The sequence below is a fragment of the Streptomyces sp. NPDC002698 genome, assembly GCF_042888945.1.
Lineage (GTDB): Bacteria > Actinomycetota > Actinomycetes > Streptomycetales > Streptomycetaceae > Streptomyces.
Window position 1 is genome coordinate 180,149 of record NZ_JBIAQM010000007.1, and the last position, 21,153, is coordinate 201,301.

Annotated in this window: 22 protein-coding genes and 5 tRNA genes; 10 read left to right on the forward strand and 17 right to left on the reverse strand. The window is 69.8% G+C overall.

The features are described from left to right. Nucleotides 1-97: 97 nt before the first annotated feature. A complete protein-coding gene (gene rpmB / locus ACFYW9_RS13335) occupies nt 98-283 on the forward strand; it encodes a 50S ribosomal protein L28 (RefSeq protein WP_037625034.1) in 186 nt (61 codons plus the stop codon). A 130-nt stretch (nt 284-413) separates the two neighbouring features. Here rpmB and ACFYW9_RS13340 read toward each other — a convergent pair whose 3' ends face one another. Beyond that, nucleotides 414-1,379 (reverse strand): thiamine-phosphate kinase, encoded by a 966-nt coding sequence (locus ACFYW9_RS13340; protein ID WP_326785315.1) that lies wholly within the window; start codon nt 1,377-1,379, stop codon nt 414-416. A 206-nt stretch (nt 1,380-1,585) separates the two neighbouring features. Here ACFYW9_RS13340 and ACFYW9_RS13345 point away from each other — a divergent pair, with 206 nt between their 5' ends. Then, nucleotides 1,586-1,819, forward strand: a complete 234-nt coding sequence (locus tag ACFYW9_RS13345; RefSeq protein WP_326785316.1) for an Lrp/AsnC ligand binding domain-containing protein — start codon at nt 1,586-1,588, stop codon at nt 1,817-1,819. Between the two features lie 20 nt (nt 1,820-1,839). Continuing rightward, nucleotides 1,840-2,349, forward strand: a complete 510-nt coding sequence (locus tag ACFYW9_RS13350) for a DUF3515 domain-containing protein (protein WP_351868793.1) — start codon at nt 1,840-1,842, stop codon at nt 2,347-2,349. Nucleotides 2,350-2,370: 21 nt separating this feature from the next. On the opposite strand, the gene ACFYW9_RS13355 is transcribed toward ACFYW9_RS13350, so the two are convergent. From ACFYW9_RS13355 to ACFYW9_RS13365, 3 genes are all read right to left on the reverse strand, one after another. Then, entirely contained in the window at nt 2,371-3,528 is a 1,158-nt protein-coding gene (locus ACFYW9_RS13355) for a D-alanine--D-alanine ligase family protein (protein ID WP_328447718.1), read from the reverse strand. A 117-nt stretch (nt 3,529-3,645) separates the two neighbouring features. Further along, nucleotides 3,646-4,656, reverse strand: a complete 1,011-nt coding sequence (locus ACFYW9_RS13360; RefSeq protein WP_351868788.1) for an NAD(P)H-dependent glycerol-3-phosphate dehydrogenase — start codon at nt 4,654-4,656, stop codon at nt 3,646-3,648. Beyond that, nucleotides 4,653-5,423: a lysophospholipid acyltransferase family protein gene (locus ACFYW9_RS13365; protein WP_351868786.1), complete on the reverse strand. Its 771-nt coding sequence runs from the start codon at nt 5,421-5,423 to the stop codon at nt 4,653-4,655. The genes ACFYW9_RS13360 and ACFYW9_RS13365 overlap by 4 nt, the downstream gene beginning before the upstream one ends. Nucleotides 5,424-5,566: 143 nt before the next feature. Here ACFYW9_RS13365 and cofC point away from each other — a divergent pair, with 143 nt between their 5' ends. Then, the gene (gene cofC, locus ACFYW9_RS13370) at nt 5,567-6,205 is read left to right on the forward strand and encodes a 2-phospho-L-lactate guanylyltransferase (protein ID WP_389148667.1); all 639 of its coding nucleotides are present in this window, start codon (nt 5,567-5,569) and stop codon (nt 6,203-6,205) included. A 77-nt stretch (nt 6,206-6,282) separates the two neighbouring features. Next, the gene (locus tag ACFYW9_RS13375; protein WP_326785322.1) at nt 6,283-6,486 is read left to right on the forward strand and encodes a hypothetical protein; all 204 of its coding nucleotides are present in this window, start codon (nt 6,283-6,285) and stop codon (nt 6,484-6,486) included. A gap of 109 nt (nt 6,487-6,595) precedes the next feature. Here ACFYW9_RS13375 and ACFYW9_RS13380 read toward each other — a convergent pair whose 3' ends face one another. The 4 genes from ACFYW9_RS13380 to leuC all read right to left on the reverse strand — a co-directional run bounded on the left by ACFYW9_RS13380 (nt 6,596) and on the right by leuC (nt 9,899). Next, nucleotides 6,596-7,231 (reverse strand): HU family DNA-binding protein, encoded by a 636-nt coding sequence (locus ACFYW9_RS13380; protein ID WP_351868780.1) that lies wholly within the window; start codon nt 7,229-7,231, stop codon nt 6,596-6,598. Between the two features lie 138 nt (nt 7,232-7,369). Next, nucleotides 7,370-7,600 (reverse strand): hypothetical protein, encoded by a 231-nt coding sequence (locus ACFYW9_RS13385; protein ID WP_326785324.1) that lies wholly within the window; start codon nt 7,598-7,600, stop codon nt 7,370-7,372. Nucleotides 7,601-7,875: 275 nt separating this feature from the next. Next, entirely contained in the window at nt 7,876-8,469 is a 594-nt protein-coding gene (gene leuD / locus ACFYW9_RS13390) for a 3-isopropylmalate dehydratase small subunit (protein ID WP_389148672.1), read from the reverse strand. A gap of 5 nt (nt 8,470-8,474) precedes the next feature. Continuing rightward, complete coding sequence (gene leuC, locus ACFYW9_RS13395; RefSeq protein ID WP_351868775.1) at nt 8,475-9,899, reverse strand: 3-isopropylmalate dehydratase large subunit; 1,425 nt, start codon at nt 9,897-9,899, stop codon at nt 8,475-8,477. A 191-nt stretch (nt 9,900-10,090) separates the two neighbouring features. Here leuC and ndgR point away from each other — a divergent pair, with 191 nt between their 5' ends. Further along, complete coding sequence (gene ndgR, locus ACFYW9_RS13400; RefSeq protein WP_028806673.1) at nt 10,091-10,807, forward strand: IclR family transcriptional regulator NdgR; 717 nt, start codon at nt 10,091-10,093, stop codon at nt 10,805-10,807. 216 nt (nt 10,808-11,023) lie between these two features. On the opposite strand, the gene ACFYW9_RS13405 is transcribed toward ndgR, so the two are convergent. The 9 genes from ACFYW9_RS13405 to ACFYW9_RS13445 form a co-directional block, all read right to left on the reverse strand. Continuing rightward, a tRNA-Glu gene (locus ACFYW9_RS13405) sits at nt 11,024-11,096 on the reverse strand. A gap of 29 nt (nt 11,097-11,125) precedes the next feature. Continuing rightward, nucleotides 11,126-11,197: transfer RNA gene (locus ACFYW9_RS13410), tRNA-Gln, on the reverse strand. Between the two features lie 24 nt (nt 11,198-11,221). Further along, nucleotides 11,222-11,294: transfer RNA gene (locus tag ACFYW9_RS13415), tRNA-Glu, on the reverse strand. Nucleotides 11,295-11,356: 62 nt separating this feature from the next. Further along, nucleotides 11,357-11,429 (reverse strand) — tRNA-Glu (locus ACFYW9_RS13420). A gap of 42 nt (nt 11,430-11,471) precedes the next feature. Continuing rightward, nucleotides 11,472-11,543: transfer RNA gene (locus tag ACFYW9_RS13425), tRNA-Gln, on the reverse strand. Between the two features lie 90 nt (nt 11,544-11,633). Next, a complete protein-coding gene (locus ACFYW9_RS13430; RefSeq protein ID WP_389148677.1) occupies nt 11,634-12,371 on the reverse strand; it encodes an HAD family hydrolase in 738 nt (245 codons plus the stop codon). 207 nt (nt 12,372-12,578) lie between these two features. Next, nucleotides 12,579-14,048 carry a glutamate--tRNA ligase gene (gene gltX / locus ACFYW9_RS13435; protein WP_389148680.1) on the reverse strand — a complete coding sequence of 490 codons (1,470 nt, stop codon included), beginning with the start codon at nt 14,046-14,048 and terminating at the stop codon, nt 12,579-12,581. Further along, nucleotides 14,041-14,817 carry a fumarylacetoacetate hydrolase family protein gene (locus tag ACFYW9_RS13440; RefSeq protein ID WP_329301821.1) on the reverse strand — a complete coding sequence of 259 codons (777 nt, stop codon included), beginning with the start codon at nt 14,815-14,817 and terminating at the stop codon, nt 14,041-14,043. The genes gltX and ACFYW9_RS13440 overlap by 8 nt, the downstream gene beginning before the upstream one ends. Before the next feature lie 233 nt (nt 14,818-15,050). Beyond that, the gene (locus tag ACFYW9_RS13445; RefSeq protein ID WP_389148685.1) at nt 15,051-15,242 is read right to left on the reverse strand and encodes a hypothetical protein; all 192 of its coding nucleotides are present in this window, start codon (nt 15,240-15,242) and stop codon (nt 15,051-15,053) included. 601 nt (nt 15,243-15,843) lie between these two features. Between ACFYW9_RS13445 and ACFYW9_RS13450 the strand changes: the two genes are divergently transcribed. From ACFYW9_RS13450 to ACFYW9_RS13465, 4 genes are all read left to right on the forward strand, one after another. Continuing rightward, nucleotides 15,844-19,509: a nitrate- and nitrite sensing domain-containing protein gene (locus ACFYW9_RS13450; protein ID WP_389148688.1), complete on the forward strand. Its 3,666-nt coding sequence runs from the start codon at nt 15,844-15,846 to the stop codon at nt 19,507-19,509. Between the two features lie 9 nt (nt 19,510-19,518). Continuing rightward, entirely contained in the window at nt 19,519-19,932 is a 414-nt protein-coding gene (locus tag ACFYW9_RS13455) for a roadblock/LC7 domain-containing protein (protein WP_266765867.1), read from the forward strand. Nucleotides 19,933-20,043: 111 nt separating this feature from the next. Next, nucleotides 20,044-20,442, forward strand: coding sequence for a DUF742 domain-containing protein (locus ACFYW9_RS13460; protein ID WP_037624993.1), 399 nt, complete (start codon nt 20,044-20,046; stop codon nt 20,440-20,442). Next, nucleotides 20,423-20,998: an ATP/GTP-binding protein gene (locus tag ACFYW9_RS13465; protein WP_028802395.1), complete on the forward strand. Its 576-nt coding sequence runs from the start codon at nt 20,423-20,425 to the stop codon at nt 20,996-20,998. Before ACFYW9_RS13460 ends, ACFYW9_RS13465 begins: the two co-directional genes overlap by 20 nt. The last annotated feature ends 155 nt before the right edge of the window (nt 20,999-21,153 follow it).

Below are 21,153 nucleotides of genomic sequence, written 5' to 3' on the forward strand. Positions count from 1 at the left end.
CGGGCCATCCCCCTGGCACCGCCCCTCAGATCCTAGATCTTGATCCTCGGCATGCCGGGATCAACCGTAAATGCATCTGAAGTCTTTGGAGTGACCCGTGGCTGCCAACTGCGATGTCTGCGGCAAGGGGCCGGGCTTCGGCAACAACATCTCGCACTCGCACCGCCGTACACCGCGCCGCTGGAACCCGAACATCCAGCGCGTTCGTACCGTGGTGGGCGGGACGCCGAAGCGCGTGAACGCTTGCACCTCGTGCATCAAGGCCGGCAAGGTTACGCGCTGACAACCGCTAGCGCGCGGCCACTGCTGGTTCGCTTGCACTGAACCCGTCCACCTCAGGTGGGCGGGTTTTTTGCTGCTCGCGTTCCGTCGGCCGCCCGAGCGCCCGGGGATGCACCCCGGGCGCCGGGGGCTCAGGACTCGATGCCCCCGAAGTGGTCCCAGCCGCCCTTGCTCGTCCAGGGAGCGCCGTCCACGGTCACCCGGGGCAGCGCCGACGGGTTGAGGACCTCGCCGATCACCTTCCAGCGCGCGGGCAGCTTCACGTCCGGCGGGAAGGTGGCGACGATCGCGTGGTCCTCGCCGCCGGTGAGCACCCACTGGATGGGGTCGACCCCCACGGCCTGACCGATGTCGTTCATCTGCGAGGGGATGTCGATGTCCCCGGAGCGGATGTCGATACGGACCTTGCTCGCCTCGGCGATGTGCCCGAGGTCGGCGATCAGACCGTCGCTGACGTCCGTCATCGAGGTCGCGCCGAGCCCGGCGGCGGCCGGACCCGCGTGGTACGGCGGTTCGGGGCGGCGGTGGGCCTCGACGAAGGCGCGCGGCGAGCGGAAGCCCCGGGAGAGCACCGCGAACCCGGCCGCGGACCAGCCCAGCCAGCCCGTCACGGCGACGACGTCACCGGGCTGCGCGCCGCCCCGGGTGACCGGCTCGTGGTTGCGCAGATCGCCGAGCGCGGTGATCGCGACGGTGATGGTCTCCCCCCGTACGACATCACCGCCGACCACGGCGGCGCCCGCGACCTGGCACTCGTCGCGCAGCCCGTCCATCAGCTCCGAGGGCCAGGTGGCCGGGAGCTCGGCGGGCACGACCAGGCCGAGCAGCAGCGCGGTCGGCACGGCGCCCATCGCGGCGATGTCCGCGAGGTTCTGCGCGGCGGCCTTGCGGCCGACGTCGTACGCCGTGGACCAGTCCCGGCGGAAGTGACGTCCTTCGAGGAGGATGTCGGTGCTCGCCACGACCCTGCGGTCCGGCGCTGCCACCACCGCGGCGTCGTCGCCGGGGCCGACCCGGACCGCCGGGGTGGTGGTGAGACGCGAGGTGAGCTCTCGGATGAGCCCGAACTCCCCCAACTCGCCCACGGTGCCCTTCATGATCGTCGTGCTCCCTCTGTCGCTGCTCGTGCCCGGTCGCGAGCCGTCTGAGTACTCGGTACGGTCGAGTTGACCGTCAACTTGCGCAGTCCCTCCACCCCGGCGCGCGAGCCCCAGTGACCGCGGGTCTCCCCGCGGCGAGCGGCAACGCGATACCGTGGCGTTCCTTTTCCCCACATGATCCTCGTGGCCGCCCTGGAGGTTCCGTGGTACAGGCGTACATCCTGATCCAGACGGAGGTCGGCAAAGCGTCGACCGTCGCCGAGACGATCGCCAAGATCCCGGGGGTGATCCAGGCCGAGGACGTGACCGGACCGTACGACGTGATCGTGCGCGCCCAGGCCGACACCGTCGACGCGCTCGGCCGCATGGTGGTGGCCAAGGTCCAGCAGGTGGACGGCATCACCCGCACCCTGACCTGTCCGGTCGTGCACCTGTAGCCCCCGTCTACCCTTGGCCGGTGAACTTCTTCCGTCACCGGCACACCGCTTCCCCCGGGCTGCCCGTTCTCGCGGCACTGATCGCGATCGCGGGCTGCTCCTCAGCAGACGACAGCGCGTCCGTCGCGGTTCCGAGCCCGGACACGAAGGTCACCGAGCTGTGCCAGAACCTGGACAAGGCGCTGCCGCGGACCGTGGACGGCCGGCGCCGGGAGGACCCGGAGCCCCGGTCCGCGCTGACCGCGGGCTGGGGAAGCCCGGCGATCATACTGCGCTGCGGTGTCGAGCGGCCGCCGAAGATGATCGATCCGAAGGTGGCGGCGGGCGACGACCCGAAGGCGGTGGGCGGCGGAGTGAACGGCGTCGACTGGCTGATGGAGACGCAGGACGACGGGACGGCCCGTCTCACCACCGCGTCGCGTCTGGCGTACGTCCAGGTCACCGTGCCCGAAGGGGCCGATGCCTCCGGCGTGCTCGTCGACCTGGCCGCCTCCGTCAAGAAGGCGATCCCCAAGGGGATCGCCGACTGACGTGCTGGTCCCGCGACGTGCTCAGCGCAGTCCGGTGGACCGCCGCAGCGCCGCCTGGATCAGGCGGTCGACGAGCTCCGCGTAGCCGACGCCCGTCTCCCGCCACATCCGCGGGTACATGGAGATCGGCGTGAAGCCGGGCATCGTGTTGATCTCGTTGATCACGAACTCGCCGTCCTCGGTGAGGAAGAAGTCCGCGCGGACCAGGCCCTCGCAGGACGCCGCGTCGAAGGCCTCGACGGCCAGCCGGCGGACCTCCGCGGTCTGCTCCTCGGTGAGCGGCGCCGGCACGATCCCGTCGGCGGCGTCGATGTACTTGGCCTCGAAGTCGTAGAACGCGTGCGACTGCACGGGCGGGATCTCCGCGGGGACCGACGCGCGCGGGCCGTCCTCGAACTCCAGGACTCCGCACTCGATCTCGCGGCCGCGCAGCAGCGCCTCCACGATGATCTTCGGGTCGTGCCGCTGGGCCTCCTCGATCGCCTCGTCGAGGCCCGAGAGGTCGTCGACCTTCGTGATGCCGAACGACGAACCCGCGCGCGCGGGCTTCACGAAGAGCGGCCAGCCGTGCTCGCCCGCGAAGTCGACGATCTTCTTGCGGGCGGCGGCCTCGTCCTGCTGCCACTCGCGCGGCCGGATCACCACGTACGGGCCCACCTTCAGGCCGAACGAGGTGAACACCCGCTTCATGTAGTCCTTGTCCTGGCCGACGGCCGAGGCGAGGACGCCCGAGCCGACGTAGGGGACCCCGGACAGTTCCAGCAGGCCCTGGAGGGTGCCGTCCTCGCCGTACGGGCCGTGCAGCATCGGGAAGACGACGTCGACCTCGCCGAGCGCCTTGGGGACCGACCCCGGCTCGTTGTAGACGACTTCGCGGTTGGCCGGGTCGACGGGGAGCACCACGCCGCCCTCGCCGGACTCGGCGAGCTGCTCGACGCTGGGCTGCTTGCGGTCGACGATCGCCATGCGTTCCGGCTCGTCCGCGGTGAGCGCCCAGCGGCCGTCCTGGGTGATGCCGATCGGCAGTACGTCGTACTTCGTACGGTCGATCGCGCTGAGGACGGCGCCGGCGGTGACCACGGAGATCCCGTGTTCGGAGCTTCGGCCGCCGAAGACGACGGCCACGCGCGGCTTGCGCGTCGGCTGCTCAGGGCTCTGGGGGAGGTTCTCGGTGCTCATATCGGGTTGAGAGTACCCGGTGGTACGGCGGTGAGTCAGCGCCCCACGGCGGCCGTTGCTCAGCGTCGTACCCACCGTTGCGGAGCGTCGCCCACCTGGTGGTTCGGCGGAGCCGGTTCAGCGGCGTTCGGGCTTGGCGCTGCGCCCCATCAGCTCCTTGAGGGCGACCACCGGCGCCTTGCCCTCGTGGACGATGCTGACGACGGTCTCCGTGATCGGCATGTCGACGCCGTGCCGGCGTGCCAGATCCAGTACCGACTCGCAGGACTTGACCCCCTCGGCGGTCTGCCGGGTGACCGCGATGGTCTCCTGGAGGGTCATGCCCCGGCCGAGGTTGATGCCGAAGGTGTGGTTGCGGGACAGCGGCGAGGAGCAGGTCGCGGCGAGGTCGCCGAGGCCCGCGAGGCCGGAGAACGTCATCGGGTCCGCGCCCATCACGAGGCCGAGGCGGGTGGTCTCGGCCAGACCGCGGGTGATCAGCGAGCCCTTGGCGTTGTCGCCCAGACCCATGCCGTCGGCGATGCCGACGGCGAGACCGATCACGTTCTTGACGGCTCCGCCGAGTTCACAGCCCACCACGTCGGTGTTCGTGTACGGGCGGAAGTACGGCGTGTGGCAGGCGGTCTGGATGCGCCGGGCCACCGCCTCGTCGCGGCAGGCGACGACGCCCGCCGCCGGCATCCGCTGGGCGACCTCCTTGGCGAGGTTGGGTCCCGTGACGACGGCGACACGGTCCGCGGAGACCTTGGCGACCTCCTCGATGACCTCGCTCATCCGCTTCACGGTGCCGAGTTCGACGCCCTTCATGAGCGAGACGAGCACGGTGTCGGGGGCGAGCAGCGGCACCCAGTCCGCGAGGTTGCCGCGCAGTGTCTGGGAGGGCACGGCGAGGACGGTGAAGTCGGCTCCGCGCGCGGCCTCCGCCGGGTCGGCGGTGGCCCGCAGGTTCTCCGGGAGTTCGATGCCCGGGAGGTAGTCCGGGTTCATGCGCGTGGAGTTGACCGCGTCGGCGAGTCCGGGACGGCGCGCCCACAGGGTGACGTCGCACCCCGCGTCGGCGAGCACCATGCCGAAAGCCGTACCCCACGATCCGGTCCCGAAGACGGCCGCCCTGACCGGCTTGCTCACGTGCCCTGCCCCTCTTCCTGCTGTGCCTTCGACTTGGCCGCGGTCCTACGGCGCTGCGCGATGCGCACCTCGCGCGGGTCGTACACGTTCTCGGGCGCCTTCTCGCCGCGGATCAGCTCCAGCTGCGCGGTGACGGCCGCCATGATGACCTCGGTGACCTCCTTCAGGAGGTCCGGGTTCATCTCCCGGTCGTAGTAGCGCGAGAGGTCCACCGGCGGGCCCGCGAGCACGCGGTGGGTCTTGCGCGGGAGGATGTCGGGCTTCTTGGCGTACGGGGGCAGCAGTTCGTTGGCGCCCCACTGCGCGACCGGGATCACCGGGCACCTGGTCTGCAGGGCGACCCTCGCCGCACCGGTCTTGCCGGTCATCGGCCAGCCGTCGGGGTCACGGGTGAGCGTGCCCTCGGGGTAGAACGCCACGCACTCACCGCGTTCCACGGCGTCGATCGCGGCCCGGAAGGCACTCAGGGCGTCGGTGCTCTCGCGGTAGACGGGAATCTGTCCGGTGCCGCGCATCGCGGCGCCGACGAATCCCTTCTTGAAAAGCCCGGCCTTCGCCAGGAAGCGCGGAACACGCCCGGTGTTGTACTGGTAGTGCGCATACGCGAACGGGTCCACATGGGAATTGTGGTTCACCGCGGTGATAAATCCGCCCTCGGCCGGAATGTTCTCCATCCCACGCCAGTCCCGCTTGATCAGAACCACGAGCGGCGGTTTGACGAGAACCGCTGCAAAGCGGTACCAGAAGCCGATTCTGCGGCGGGGCACGCGGACACCTTCCTCTAGAGCCTGGGGGCCGCACAAGTGTCGCCCCAGGCCGCCTGTCTGTCGAGAACACCGTACGCCCCGACACCCGGACCGCCAGGGTGGCCAGGTCACAATAAGGCGTGACTGGAGAGGGTGGAGCGCTCGTGCGGTGGACCTTGGTCGTACCCCTCAAACCCCTGGCGCGGGCCAAGAGCAGGCTGGCGGACACCGCTTCCGACGTACTGCGCCCAGGGCTCGCCCTCGCGTTCGCGCAGGACACCGTGGCGGCGGCGCTGGCCTGCGCCGCCGTCCGAGGTGTGGCGGTCGTCACGGGCGACGCCCTGGCCGGGAGGGAGCTGGCCGCGCTCGGCGCGCACATCGTCGCGGACGAGCCGGGCGGGGGTCTCAACGCGGCGCTGGCGCACGGGGCCGAGGCCGTACGGGCCCGGGATCCCGAATGCGCCGTCGCGGCCCTGAACGCCGATCTGCCCGCCCTGCGGCCTTGTGAATTGGCCCGGGTACTGGCCGCCGCGGGCGAATTCCCCCGCGCTTTTCTGGCCGATGCTGCTGCAATCGGCACGACGCTCCTGGCCGCTTCCCCGGGCCGGGAATTGCTCCCCGCTTTCGGCGGTGATTCCCGGGCCCGCCATCGCGCCTCGGGGGCCGCGGAACTCCATCTCGACGCGGTGGATTCCGTACGCCAGGACGTGGACACCCGGGAGGATCTGCGGGCGGCGCTGACACTCGGCGTCGGCCCGCGCACGGCGGCCGCGGCGGCACGGCTGCTGATTCCCGGACAGTAGGCGGCGACGGGCGGCCGGGCCCGGGTTCGGCGGGACCGCTCGCGTCCCGCGCGGGGCGGGATCAGTAGGCTGCCCCCATGCAGGCGACCTCGTACACGTACGACCCCGAGACCCGCAGCGGACAGGTGCTGCTCGACGACGGCACCCCCGTGCCCTTCGACGGTCCCGCGTTCGACGCCGGCGGACTGCGGCTGCTGCGGCCGGGACAGCGTGTGCGGATCGAGACCGAGGGCGAGGGCGCGGAGCTCAGGATCACCCTGATCACACTGCAGACGTTCTGACGCAGACGTTCTGACGCAGACGTTCTGACGCAGACGTTCCGGACGTGCCGCGGGCCGGGCTCCCGGTGGGAGCCCGGCCCGGCGCGTGAGGTGCCCCTCGGCCCTGCTTCTAGCGGGCGGTGGCCTTCTTGGCGGTGGTCTTGCGAGCCGTCGACTTCTTCGCGGGGGCCTTCTTGGCCGTGGCCTTCTTCGCCGGAGCCTTCTTGGCGGCGGTCTTCTTGGCCGCGGTCGTCTTCGCCGTCGTCTTCTTGGCGGCGGCCGTCTTGGCCGTGGTCTTCTTCGCCGCGGTCTTCTTCACGGCGGCCGTGGTCTTCTTCGCGACCGTCTTCTTCGCGACCGTCTTCTTCGCCGCGGCCTTCCTGGCGGTGGTGGCCTTCTTGGCCGCGGCCTTCTTCACCGTCGCGGAAGCGCCGCCGGAGAGGCTGCCCTTCGGGGCCTTCTTGACCGCGACGTCGTTCTTCGGGAGCTTCTTCGAGCCGCTCACCAGGTCCTTGAAGCCCTGGCCGGCACGGAAGCGCGGCACGGAGGTCTTCTTGACCCGAACACGCTCACCCGTCTGAGGGTTGCGGGCGTAACGGGCGGGACGGTCGACCTTCTCGAAGGAACCGAAGCCCGTGACCGAGACCCGGTCTCCGCCGACAACCGCACGGACGATGGCGTCCAGTACCGCGTCGACCGCGTCGGCGGCCTGCTGACGCCCGCCGACCTTGTCGGCAATCGCTTCTACGAGCTGCGCCTTGTTCACGTCTTCCCCTTCGGAGACATTGCCCGAACGAATGCGTTCAAGCTTTTTCGCACGTTAGGCAGATATATACCGCAAATCAAACACGAAACGGGCTAATCACCCTTGTGCCGCAACGAACTCGGGGCGTAGCACAGTTCGTCAGTGATCCCCTTCGAGGAATCGGCCCTCGTCGAGGTCGGTGGTGAACCGCTCCAGCCGCCTTGTCGCGTCGGCGAGATCGTGCTTGGCCGCGGCCGTAATGACCAGCAGCTTCCGGGTCAGCGCCATCCGTACGCCCTCCGGGACTTGCAGTGCGCGCACTCTTGTGTGCGCTTCCTTGAGTTGGGCCGCGACCGCCGTGTAGAGCTCGAGTTGGCTGTCACGTTCCATGCACAGATTGTGCCATCTGGGGCGAGTTGTCGCCTGCGCAGGGGGTAACTGCCGCCCACCGGAGGCCTTCTGACCCCCTTGGCCGGAAGTCGCCCACGTAGCCGCCTACCCAGGCAACCCGCCTTGTAACTAAGGGAGTTGACCTCCCTCGTGAGGGTGCGCGGGAGCCCTCCGGGAGCGGAAACAGCTGTACCCCCAACCGTCCACGATTGGGGGTACAGAGTGATGCCGCGTGGCTGAAATCAGCCGGGCCCGGCCGAGGCCGGGGCCGGGTGTCAGACCTGGAGCGTCTTCGGCTTGTGCGAGGGCCGCTTGGCCTCGTACGCCGCGATGTCGCCCTCGTTCTGGAGGGTGATGGAGATGTCGTCCAGCCCGTTCAGCAGCCGCCAGCGGGCGTTCTCGTCGAGCTCGAAGGCGGCGGTGACGCCCTCGGCGCGCACCTCACGGGCCTCGAGGTCGACCGTGATCTCGGCCCCCGGGTCCTTCTCCGACAGCTCCTGGAGCGCGTCCACGATCTTCTGGTCCAGAACCACCGTGAGCAGGCCGTTCTTGAGCGAGTTGCCGCGGAAGATGTCGGCGAACCGGGACGAGATGACGGTCTTGAAGCCGTAGTTCTGGAGCGCCCAGACGGCGTGCTCGCGGGAGGAGCCCGTACCGAAGTCGGGACCCGCGACCAGAACCGTGGCGCCCTGGCGCTCGGGCTGGTTGAGGATGAAGGAGGCGTCCTTGCGCCAGGCTTCGAAGAGGCCGTCCTCGAAGCCGTCCCTGGTCACCTTCTTGAGCCAGTGGGCGGGGATGATCTGGTCGGTGTCGACGTTGCTGCGGCGCAGCGGGACGGCCCGGCCGGTGTGCTTGGTGAATGCTTCCATGACTCTCAGACTCCAGCGGGCACGGGGGCGTCGGACAGGTCGGCCGGGGAGGCCAGGTGGCCGAGGACCGCCGAGGCCGCGGCGACCTGCGGCGAGACCAGGTGCGTACGGCCGCCCTTGCCCTGCCTGCCCTCGAAGTTGCGGTTGGAGGTGGACGCGGAGCGCTCACCGGGGGCCAGCTGGTCGGGGTTCATGCCCAGGCACATCGAGCAGCCCGCGTGCCGCCATTCGGCGCCGGCCTCCTTGAAGACCACGTCCAGGCCCTCGGAGACGGCCTGGAGACCGACCCGCGCGGAACCGGGGACGACCAGCATCCGTACGCCGTCGGCGACTTTGCGGCCCTCGACGACCGCGGCGGCCGCGCGCAGGTCCTCGATACGGCCGTTGGTGCACGAACCTACGAAGACGGTGTCGACCTCGATGTCGCGCAGCGGCTGTCCGGCGGTCAACCCCATGTATTCCAGGGCCTTTTCGGCGGCGTGGCGCTCCGAAGCGTCTTCGTACGAAGCCGGGTCGGGGACGTTCGCCGAAAGCGGCGCGCCCTGGCCGGGGTTGGTGCCCCAGGTGACGAACGGCGACAGGGAGGCGGCGTCGATGACGACCTCCGCGTCGAATTCGGCGCCGTCGTCGGACTTCAGGGTCTTCCAGTACGCGACAGCGGCGTCCCACTCCTCGCCCTCGGGGGCGTGGGCGCGGCCCTTGAGGTACGCGAAGGTCGTCTCGTCGGGGGCGATCATGCCCGCGCGGGCGCCGGCCTCGATCGACATGTTGCAGATGGTCATCCGGGCCTCCATCGAGAGCTTCTCGATGGCGGAGCCGCGGTATTCCAGGATGTAGCCCTGGCCGCCGCCGGTGCCGATCTTGGCGATGATCGCCAGGATCAGGTCCTTCGCGGTGACGCCGTCGGGCAGTTCGCCGTCGATCGTGATGGCCATGGTCTTCGGGCGGGCCAGCGGGAGCGTCTGGGTGGCCAGCACGTGCTCCACCTGGGAGGTGCCGATGCCGAACGCCAGGGCGCCGAAGGCCCCGTGCGTGGAGGTGTGCGAGTCACCGCAGACCACCGTGGTGCCCGGCTGGGTCAGACCCAGCTGCGGTCCCACCACGTGCACCACGCCCTGCTCGACGTCGCCCAGCGAGTGCAGCCGCACGCCGAACTCGGCGGCGTTCTTGCGCAGCGTCTCCAGCTGGACCCGGGAGACCGGGTCCGCGATGGGCTTGTCGATGTCGAGGGTCGGGGTGTTGTGATCCTCGGTCGCGATGGTGAGGTCGAGGCGCCGCACCGGACGGCCCGCCTGGCGCAGGCCGTCGAAGGCTTGCGGGCTGGTCACCTCGTGCAGCAGGTGCAGATCGATGAAGAGGAGGTCGGGCTCGCCCTCGGCGCGCCGGACGACGTGGTCGTCCCAGACCTTCTCCGCGAGTGTCCTACCCATCGCTTTCCCTCCGACCGGCTTGTGTGGCGCCGGCCCAACTAGAGATTTCCGGGGCGGTGGACGTTCGTACCCCTCGTACCGGACGTCGTCCGCCGGGCCCGTTGGTCCGCGGGCCGCTGTGTCTACAAGGGTGGCGCGTTCCACCGGAAATTGAACTTGCGTTTCACAGAGTGAGACGCGAGTATCGTTTCATGGACAACAGTAGCGGCGTCGGCGTTCTGGACAAGGCAGCCCTTGTCCTGAGCGCTCTGGAGTCCGGTCCGGCCACCCTCGCAGGCTTGGTCGCGGCGACCGGACTGGCACGACCCACGGCACATCGCCTCGCCGTGGCACTTGAACACCACCGCATGGTGGCGCGCGACATGCAGGGCCGCTTCATACTCGGCCCCCGGCTCGCCGAACTGGCCGCGGCCGCCGGAGAGGACCGCCTCCTCGCGACGGCGGGCCCGGTGCTCACGCACCTGAGGGACATCACGGGCGAGAGCGCGCAGCTCTACCGCCGCCAGGGCGACATGCGCATCTGCGTCGCCGCGGCCGAGCGGCTGTCCGGCCTGCGGGACACGGTCCCGGTCGGCTCCACCCTCACCATGAAGGCCGGTTCCTCCGCCCAGATCCTGATGGCCTGGGAGGAGCCGGAGCGGCTGCACCGGGGTCTGCAGGGCGCCCGCTTCACCGCCACCGCGCTGTCGGGAGTACGGCGCCGCGGCTGGGCCCAGTCGATCGGTGAACGCGAGCCGGGCGTGGCGTCCGTGTCCGCGCCGGTCCGCGGCCCCTCGAACCGTGTCGTGGCCGCCGTCTCGGTCTCCGGGCCGATCGAGCGCCTGACCCGCCACCCGGGCCGCATGCACGCCCAGGCCGTCATCGACGCCGCGGGACGGCTCTCCGAAGCCCTGCGCCGCACGGGCTGACCTTCGCTCCACTCCCTCGCGACGGGAGGGCCGGCCTCAACGCCGCGGCAGGCCCTTCCCGATGCGCACCGTCCCGTACGCGGGGTGTACGGGCTCACCGAGCCCGTACACCCCGCGCCTCGTTTCCGGGGTGATCCAACTCACGGCACCGCGGTCCGAGTTGATCTCGGAACGCCGAAAGGGCCCCCACCGAAGTGGAGACCCTTGCGGACCGTGTACCCCCGACCGGATTCGAACCGGCGCTACCGCCTTGAGAGGGCGGCGTGCTAGGCCGCTACACAACGGGGGCCTGAATCCTGCGTTTCCGCAGATTCGGAGCTGGGCTACCAGGACTCGAACCTAGAATGACGGTACCAGAAACCGTAGTGTTGCCAATTACACCATAGCCCATGGTGGTTTAGACCAATTGGTCAGTACCCCCGACCGGATTCGAACCGGCGCTACTGCCGTGAGAGGGCAGCGTGCTAGGCCGCTACACAACGGGGGCCCTAGCGATCCTGCATGAGGGACAGCGGGTGCGACCCGGACTGCCTCCCTGGGAAGGATCTGTACCCCCGACCGGATTCGAACCGGCGCTACTGCCGTGAGAGGGCAGCGTGCTAGGCCGCTACACAACGGGGGCGTTGCGGATCTGGATCTCCGCGGTGCAGATGAGCTCTGCGAGCTGGCCTACCTGGACTCGAACCAAGACTAACGGAACCAGAAACCGTCGTGCTGCCAATTACACCATAGGCCACTGAAACTCAACCCCGCGTGGGGATCTTGTTTTAGCGAGCGCCTCCGGGCTCCGGCCTTTCGGCCCGCTCCCGGCGGCGCAGAAAGAACATTACCCGAAGGTGGACCACGCTCCAAAACGGGTATCCGTGTCGAGGATCGCGGGCAACTCGGCCAGCGATCCGATGCGGTGCGGACCCGTCCGTCCGGCGGCGCCGGCGGCGGCGTGGGCACCGCCCCGGTCGATCCAGACCGAGAGCAGACCGGCGTCGGCGGCGCCGCGTCCGTCGATCTCCGGATGGTCCCCGACGTAGGCGACGCGGTGCGGCGGCAGCCCCAGGGCGTCGCAGGCCGCGTGGAAGGCGGCCGCCGCGGGTTTGGAGACGCCGAGTTCGGCGGCGCACAGGATGGCCTCGAAGCGGTCGTGCACACCGAGGACGCGCAGCTTGCGGTCCTGCACGAGGAGGCTGGAGTTGGACAGCACCGCGTGCCGGTGGCTGGCCACGAGCTCGTCCAGGACGGGCAGGACGTCCGGGAAGAGCGCCCAGGCGCCCTCGTAGTGCGTGACGTACCGGTCGAACCACGCGTCGGCCTCGGTGTCGCTCAGCGACTCCCCCAGGAACACCCGGACACGGTCCCGCCGCTGGCCCTGCCAGTCCGTCTCGCCGGCCGCGTACCTCGCCCACTGGGCGTCGGTGATCTCCCGCCAGCGCCCGAGGGCCTGCTCCGCGGTCGTCCCGCCGTCGAGCAGGCCCTCGGCGGCGAGATGGTCCCGCATGCCCGCCCGGTCGGCGGCCGTGTAGTCGAAGAGCGTGTCGTCGATGTCCCAGACCACGGCGTCGATGCTCATGCGCCGACGGTATCCCCGGGGGCGGGCGGCTGTCCCTCGGACGGTGGCGGTCGTGCCGGTCAGGGGCGCAGCGGACATACGACTGCGCCACGGCAGGAGGGAGTTGGCGGGAACGGTGAACCGGGGGTGACCGGCCGGGCACATGCGGCAGGGGCGGTGCCCGAACCGGACACCGCCCCTGCCGCGTACGTCTGCGAGCTCTGCGGGCTAGGCCGCGAGCCGCTCCAGCGCGGCGTCGACGCGCGCCAGCGTCTTCTCCTTGCCCAGGATCTCCAGGGACTCGAAGAGCGGCAGGCCGACCGTGCGGCCGGTGACGGCGACGCGGACCGGGGCCTGGGCCTTGCCGAGCTTGAGGCCGTGCTCCTCACCGGCGGCCAGGACGGCCTCCTTCAGGGACTCCGGGGAGGTCCAGTCGGCCGCCTCCAGCTTCTCGCGGGCCGTGCGGAGCAGGGCGTCGCTGCCCTCCTTCATCGCCTTCGTCCAGGACGCCTCGTCGACGGCCGGCTCCGGCAGGAACAGGAAGTCGACGTTGTCCGTGATCTCGGAGAGGACCTTCATCCGCGACTGGGCGTGCGGGGCGATCGCCTGCCACTGCGCCTCGTCGAAGTCCTCCGGCGCCCAGGGCGCGAAGGGGGCGCGCAGCCAGGGGGCGCAGCGCTCGGTGAAGTCCTTCACGTCGAGCATGCGGATGTGGTCGGCGTTGATCGCCTCGCACTTCTTCAGGTCGAAGCGGGCCGGGTTCGGGTTCACGTCCGTGACGTCGAACGCGGCGACCATCTCGTCGATCGAGAAGATGTCGCGGTCGGCGGCGAGCGACCAGCCGAGCAGGGAGAGGTAGTTCAGCAGGCCCTCGGGGAGGAAGCCGCGCTCGCGGTAGAGGTTGAGCGAGGACTCCGGGTCGCGCTTGGAGAGCTTCTTGTTGCCCTCGCCCATCACGTACGGGAGGTGGCCGAAGGCCGGGGTCTCCTTGGCGATGCCCAGCTCGGTCAGCGCCTTGTAGAGGGCGATCTGCCGGGGGGTGGAGGAGAGCAGGTCCTCGCCGCGCAGGACGTGGGTGATCTCCATCAGGGCGTCGTCGACGGGGTTGACGAGCGTGTACAGCGGGGCGCCGTTGGCGCGGACGATGCCGTAGTCCGGGACGTTCTCCGGGAGGTACGTGATCTCACCGCGGACCAGGTCCTCGAAGGTGATCGCCTCGTCGGGCATCCGGAAGCGGACGATGGGCGTGCGGCCCTCGGCCTCGTAGGCGGCCTTCCGCTCGGCACTCAGGTCGCGGCAGTGGCCGTCGTAGCCGGAGGGCTTGCCGGCGGCGCGGGCGGCGTCGCGGCGGGTGTCCAGCTCCTCGGTCGAGCAGTAGCAGCGGTACGCGTGGCCCGCGTCCAGCAGCTTGGCGGCGACGTCCGCGTAGATGTCCATGCGCTGCGACTGGCGGTACGGCGCGTGCGGGCCGCCGATCTCGGGGCCCTCGTCCCAGTCGAAGCCCAGCCAGCGCATCGAGTCGAGGAGCTGGTCGTACGACTCCTCGGAGTCGCGGGCCGCGTCGGTGTCCTCGATGCGGAAGACCAGGGTGCCTTCGTTGTGCCGGGCGAACGCCCAGTTGAACAGGGCGGTGCGGACCAGCCCGACGTGGGGGTTGCCGGTCGGGGAGGGACAGAAACGTACACGGACGTTAGCCACGCTTGATCACCTTGTTGGTGAGAGTGCCGATGCCTTCGATGGTGACGGCGACCTCGTCGCCGACGTTCAGGGGGCCGACCCCAGCCGGGGTGCCGGTGAGGATCACGTCGCCGGGGAGCAGCGTCATGGCCTCGGTGATGTTGACGATGAGGTCCTCGATGGAGTGGATCATCTCGCTGGTGCGGCCGAGCTGCCGCTGCTGCCCGTTGACCGTGCACTGGATGGTCAGGTCGGCGGGGTCGAGGTCCGTCTCCACCCAGGGGCCGAGCGGGCAGGAGCTGTCGAAGCCCTTGGCGCGGGCCCACTGCTTCTCGCGCCTCTGCACGTCGCGGGCGGTGACGTCGTTGGCGCAGGTGTAACCGAGGATGACGTCCTTGACCCGCTCGCGCGGGACCTCGCGGCACATGCGGCCGATGACGACGGCGAGCTCGGCCTCGTGGTGCAGCTCGCTGGAGAAGGAGGGGTACTGGATCGGGTCGCCCGGACCGGTCACCGAGGTCGACGGCTTGAAGAAGGCGAACGGGGCGTCGGGCACCTCGTTGCCGAGCTCCTTGGCGTGCTCCGCGTAGTTGCGGCCGAAGGCCACGACCTTGTTCGGGAGCACCGGCGGCAGCAGCCGTACCTTGTTCAGCGGGACCTTCGTACCGGAGAGCTCGAAGTCCGCGAACGGGATGCCCTTGATGATGTCGAGGACGAGCTCGTCCGGCTTGTCGCCCTCGACCGCGCCGAAAGCGACGTTGCCGTCGATGGAGAATCTGGCGATGCGCACGGGATCCTGGCGCCCCTCACTGAGCTGGCTGGAGTCTGACGCTCCAGGCTAACGCGGCAAGGGCTGCGGGCTTCGCGTATATCCGCCGGAACGGTGAGCGGCGGGGCGTGCTCCGGGGTGGCGGGCGGCGGCGCGCCGGTCCGGGCCAGGGGTGGGGGTGGGGGTGCCCTCGTGGAGGGGTGTCCGTGACCGGCCGGGCCGCGCGCCGCGCGGCCCTTCGCCGGTCACCGCGTTCACTCCGCGGCGGCGGCGACCGTGACCGGGGGGTCCATCAGGACGGTGCGACGGGGGTTGGCCGTCTGGAGGGGGAGCTCGACCGAGTGCTCCGGCCGCTCCGGCGTGCGCAGGGCATCGGCGTCCTCGAGGTGCGCCAGCGTCGTGCGCCGCGGATTGGCAATGTTGCGGAACATCATCGTCGTCTTCACCGTTTTGCTCGACCTTGTCGTCCTGGGCGCCGGTCGGGGTCAAAGAGCCCCACATGGACGCGGGTTGTCGGATTCGCCATCCCTGTAAAGCGTCAGGCTAAACATTCAATTCCCTGGCGATGCCGTGAAGAGGCCATGATCGCTGTGTGAGTTTGCTCACTCACCAAGGGGCAAACCGGTCAATCGAGACCCCCAACACGGGCCGACCAAACGGACATTACTCTACTGAACCATTCATTCCGCTCCTGATCATCGCGACTGGGACACGGCCGTGACGCCCACGGCTCGTAGGCCTATGCCCGGTATGTACGAGAACCCCTTACACGCCTCGTGACCTGTCACTCACATGCTGTCACGGAGGTCACAGCCTGGTACATGGCCCTTGTTGGAGATCCTGCACTGTGCTGGAATTCCTCGGACCGCCGCGGATTCACGAATCCGGCGCGCAGGGGCGCTACTCAGCGCCGAGTGGCGGCGGGAAGGGGGAACCTGCGCCGGTCATTCAGACCACAGACACAGGGCGCATCTGCGTCCGTGTACAACGCCGACACCGCCCCGCCGTTCCAGCGGAGGGGCGCCTGGTCCAGAGGTTGCGACGCTAGTGCAGGGACGTTTCAAGAGGGATGGCAGCGCTTCGGCGGAGCCGGAGCCGCGCGGCGGGACCGACCGCGGTTCCTCGCCCCAGCACGCCCAGAACCCGGGACCGGCAGAGGTCGGCGGCAGCGGTGAACACTCCGCTCGCGCCGGCGCGAAGCCCAAGGCTCCCGCCACCACGACCGACGCCACGTCGACGGGTACCCCGAGCTACGGCTCGCGTGTAGCCCTGCGGAACTGGCGCATCTCGACGCGACTCGTCTCGCTGCTCGCGCTCCCCGTGGTCGCCGCGACCTCGCTGGGTGCGCTCCGCATCAACGAGTCGATGGACAACATCCAGCAGCTCGACAACATGCGGCTGCTGACCGAGATGACCAAGCAGGCCACCGAGCTCGCCGCCGCGCTCCAGCAGGAGCGCGACGAGACGGCCGGTCCGCTGGCACACGGCGCCCTGGCCAACGACTACGAGGTCAAGTCGGCGCGCGACAAGACCGACGTGGCGAGGAAGCACTTCCTCCAAGGCACGCAGCAGGTCGACGACGCGACGGCCGAGGGCCAGCTCGCCGGCGTGCACGACAGCCTCGTCGGTGTCGTGGGCGAGCTGTACAACCTCAACAAGATCCGCAGCGACGCCTACAACGACCCGCAGAACTCGACCCAGACGGTGGACGCCTACCACCGCCTGGTCACCGAGCTCCTCGCGCTCTCGCAGGACATGGCCGAGGCGACCAGCAACCCGGAGATGATCCAGCGCACCCGCGCGCTGGCCGCGTTCTCCTCCGCCAAGGAGTACGCCTCCGTCCAGCGGGCCATCATCGCCGCCGCGCTTCCCACGCAGCCGAAGGTCTTCGGAACGCTCTCCAAGAACGACCAGCAGTACGCGCTGTCCGCGCAGCAGAGCCAGGAGTCCGAGACCAGCAGCTTCAAGAACATCTACGGCGAGGGCAACACGGAACTGCTCCTGCCGATCGAGGGTGACAACCCGACGATCAAGTCGGCCGACCAGTACGCCAAGCGTGTGCTGAGCAACTCCGAGGGCCTCAAGTCGCAGAACAAGCGGTCCTACAAGGACTGGCTCGACGACGACTCGGCCAAGATCGACCAGATGTCGAAGATCGAGACCACGCTGCTCAGCGAGATGGAGCAGAAGGCCCGTGAGCTGCGCAACGAGTCCCAGAGTGAAGCGATCATCTCCGGTGTACTGATCCTGCTCGTCCTCGGTGTCTCGCTCGTCGGCGCCTTCGTCGTGGCCCGGTCCATGATCCGCTCGCTGCGCCGCCTCCAGGACACCGCCACCCGGGTCGCCTCGGACCGCCTGCCCGAGCTCGTCAAGCAGCTCTCGGAGTCGGACCCGCAGGACGTCGACACCTCCGTGGAGTCGGTCGGTGTGCACTCCCGGGACGAGATCGGCCAGGTGGCCGCGGCCTTCGACGACGTGCACCGCGAGGCTGTCCGCCTCGCCGCCGAGCAGGCCCTTCTGCGAGGCAACGTCAACGCGATGTTCACCAACCTCTCGCGCCGTTCCCAGGGTCTTATCCAGCGCCAGCTCTCGCTCATATCCGAGCTGGAGTCCCGCGAGGCCGACCCCGACCAGCTCTCCTCGCTGTTCAAGCTCGACCACCTCGCGACCCGCATGCGCCGTAACGGTGAAAACCTTCTCGTTCTCGCCGGTGAAGAGCCCGGTCGCCGCTGGACCCGTCCGGTCCCGCTGGTCGACGTCCTCCGCGCCGCCGCCTCCGAGGTGGAGCAGTACGAGCGCATCGAACTCGCCTCGGTGCCGGGCACCGAGGTCGCCGGCCGGGTCGTCAACGACCTCGTCCACCTGCTCGCCGAGCTGCTGGAGAACGCCACGTCGTTCTCCTCCCCGCAGACCAAGGTCAAGGTCACCGGTCACGCCCTGCCCGACGGCCGCGTGCTGATCGAGATCCACGACACCGGTATCGGTCTGTCCCCCGAGGACCTGGCCGCGATCAACGAGCGGCTCGCCGCTCCGCCCACGGTGGACGTCTCCGTCTCCCGACGCATGGGTCTGTTCGTGGTCGGTCGTCTGTCGCAGCGTCACGGCATCCGCATCCAGCTTCGTCCGTCCGACTCCGGTGGTACGACCGCGCTGGTCATGCTGCCCGTGGACGTCGCCCAGGGCGGCAAGAAGCCCATGCCGAACAAGCCGGGCCAGGGTGCCTCCGGCGGCGGCCCCGCCGCGGCGCAGGCCTCGGCCGGTGCGGCCTCGGCCCGTCGCTCGGGCGGTCCCTCGCTCGGTACCGGATCCCCCTCCGCCCCCGGCGGTCCCCTCGGGGCCCCGCCGCAGCGCGGACAGGTCGGCGCGGGCCAGGGTCCGCGGGCCGCGCTGCCCGGCAGCAACCAGGGCGGTCGCCCGGGTGGCTCCGGCGGTGCGCGTGGCCAGCAGGGCCAGGCCGGCGGCCAGCAGGGCAGGCAGGCTCCCGCCGGTGCGAACGCCTTCGGGCAGAGCCCGCAGCAGGGCTTCCCCGCCCAGAACGGCTCGCAGCAGCAGGGCTTCGGCAACGGAAACGGCAGCACGGGCCAGAACGCCTTCGGCGACAGCAACGCGGCTCCGGCCGCGCCCGCGAAGGCACCGTCCAACGGCAAGAGCGGCCGTCGCCGGCCGCAGCTTCCGGGACGCGGTGGCGCCGCGCGCGCCGAGCTGCCCGGCGGCAACGCCGGCTCCCGCACGCCGAGCTGGAGCGACGACAACGCGCAGCCGCCGGTTCCGCGTACGTCCCCCGACACCCCGCGTGGTCACGAGGACCCCGACGCCACGTCCCGCATGCCGCGGGTCGAGGACCGGGGCCCCGCCTCCACCTCGGAGTTCGCCCGTCCCGACTTCGACGCCCCGCGCCCCGGCGCGAGCGCGCCGCAGAACAACGGCCAGTACGGTTACGCCTCCGGCAACCAGTCCCCCGTCGGCCAGAACCCGGCCACCACGGGACAGTTCCCCGCCCAGGGCTACGGCGCCTCCCAGTCGCCGTCGTCCACGGGCCAGTTCGCCCAGCCGGGCTACGCGCCTTCCCAGGACCCCGCGTCCACCGGGCAGTACGCGGCGAACGGCTACGGGCAGGGTTCGTCCACCGGACAGTACGAGCGGCCGGCCACCCCACAGGCCCCCGCCCGTCAGCAGGCCCCCGAGGCGCTTCCCCCGGCCTCGAACCCCGGTGACGGCCGTACCCCGCTGTACGACACGCTGGAGACCAACTGGTTCCACGGTCAGGCGAACGGCTCGGACGGCGCGCCGGCCAACGGCACCGCCCACCAGAACAACGGTTCCCAGGGATACCCGCAGGCCGCCCCACAGCAGCCGCAGACTCCCCCGGCTCCGCAGCGGCCGGCCGCCGCACCGACCGCCGCACCGGCCACCACCACGACGTGGCGCAGCTCTCCGAACGACGACCTCGTCAAGCAGGCGGAGCGTTCCCGTAAGCCGTCGGCAGGCGGGGTCACCACCTCAGGCCTGCCGCGCCGCGTCCCGCGAGCCAACCTCGTCGCGGGCACGGCACAGCAGCAACAGCACCAAAGCGGTCCGCAGGTCTCGCGTGCGCCTGATGACGTACGCGGCCGGCTGACCAATCTCCGTAGGGGCATTCAGCAAGGTCGACAGGCCGCTCCCAACGGCCAGACCGGCAGCTTCCCCAGCCCCACTCACCAGCAGGAGCGTTAGTTGAGCCCGATGAGCCAGGCGGCACAGAACCTCAACTGGTTGATCACCAACTTCGTGGACAACACCCCCGGGGTGTCCCACACCGTCGTCGTGTCCGCCGACGGACTCCTTCTGGCGATGTCCGAAGGCTTCCCCCGCGACCGCGCGGACCAACTGGCGGCCGTCGCCTCCGGACTCACTTCGCTGACCGCCGGGGCTTCCCGGATCTTCGAAGGCGGTGCGGTGGCCCAGACGGTCGTGGAGATGGAGCGCGGTTTCCTCTTCCTCATGTCGGTTTCGGACGGATCGTCCCTCGCGGTCCTCTCCCACCCGGAATGCGACATCGGCCTCGTCGGCTACGAGATGGCACTGCTCGTCGACCGTGCGGGCGCCGTCCTCACGCCGGACCTGCGTGCCGAACTACAAGGCAGTCTGCTTCACTGACCGCCGCCGGATCCAGACACCGCACGAAATCACCGTCCGGCCGCCACAATCCCCCCACCGGCCCCAACAGACGGCACGACTGACCGACTTGCTGTCCCGCCCGGAGGATTCATGACCCCGCCCCCCGCCTCTCATGATCCGTACGCCGAGTCGTACGGGGATGAAGGCGACCAGCCGCTGGTACGTCCGTACGCGATGACCGGCGGCCGGACCAGGCCGCGGTACCAACTGGCCATAGAAGCTCTGATCAGCACCACGGCCGATCCGGCCCAGCTGATGGGACTGCTGCCCGAACACCAGCGCATCTGCCATCTGTGCCGGGAAGTGAAGTCGGTGGCCGAGGTGTCGGCCCTCCTGTCCATGCCGCTCGGCGTGGCCAGGATCCTTGTCGCGGACCTCGCCGAGGCCGGACTTGTCGCCATTCACCAGCCTGGCGGCGATGAGAACAACGGCGGCGCGCCGGACGTGACACTGCTCGAAAGGGTGCTCAGTGGACTTCGCAAGCTCTGACGGAGGCCGGGCGACCACCTCCGCGAAGATCGTCGTAGCGGGTGGCTTCGGTGTCGGCAAGACCACGTTCGTGGGTGCCGTCTCCGAGATCAACCCCCTGCGTACCGAGGCCGTCATGACCTCCGCTTCGGCGGGCATCGACGACCTCACCCACACCGGGGACAAGACCACCACCACGGTGGCCATGGACTTCGGCCGTATCACCCTCGACCAGGACCTGATCCTGTACCTCTTCGGTACGCCGGGCCAGGACCGCTTCTGGTTCATGTGGGACGACCTGGTCCGCGGCGCCATCGGCGCCGTGGTCCTGGTGGACACCCGGCGTCTGGCCGACTGCTTCCCCGCGGTCGACTACTTCGAGAACAGCGGCCTGCCGTTCGTCATCGCCCTCAACGGCTTCGACGGTCACCAGCCGTACAACCCGGAGGAAGTGCGCGAGGCTCTTCAGATCGGCCCGGACGCTCCGATCATCACGACGGACGCGCGACACCGTGCGGATGCGAAGAGCGCTCTGATCACCCTGGTCGAGCACGCTCTCATGGCACGGCTGCGGTAGCAGCCAAGTAGACGACCCTGTATGGAAGTTGTCGTAGACGCGTTGGAGCCGGCTGTGTCATTTGACACGGCCGGCCTCAGTGTTCATAACGTTTCGACAGAGAATTCCGCCGGCTCCGACACGCATAGCGGTCGCCCGGTGCCCCTGCGTTCATG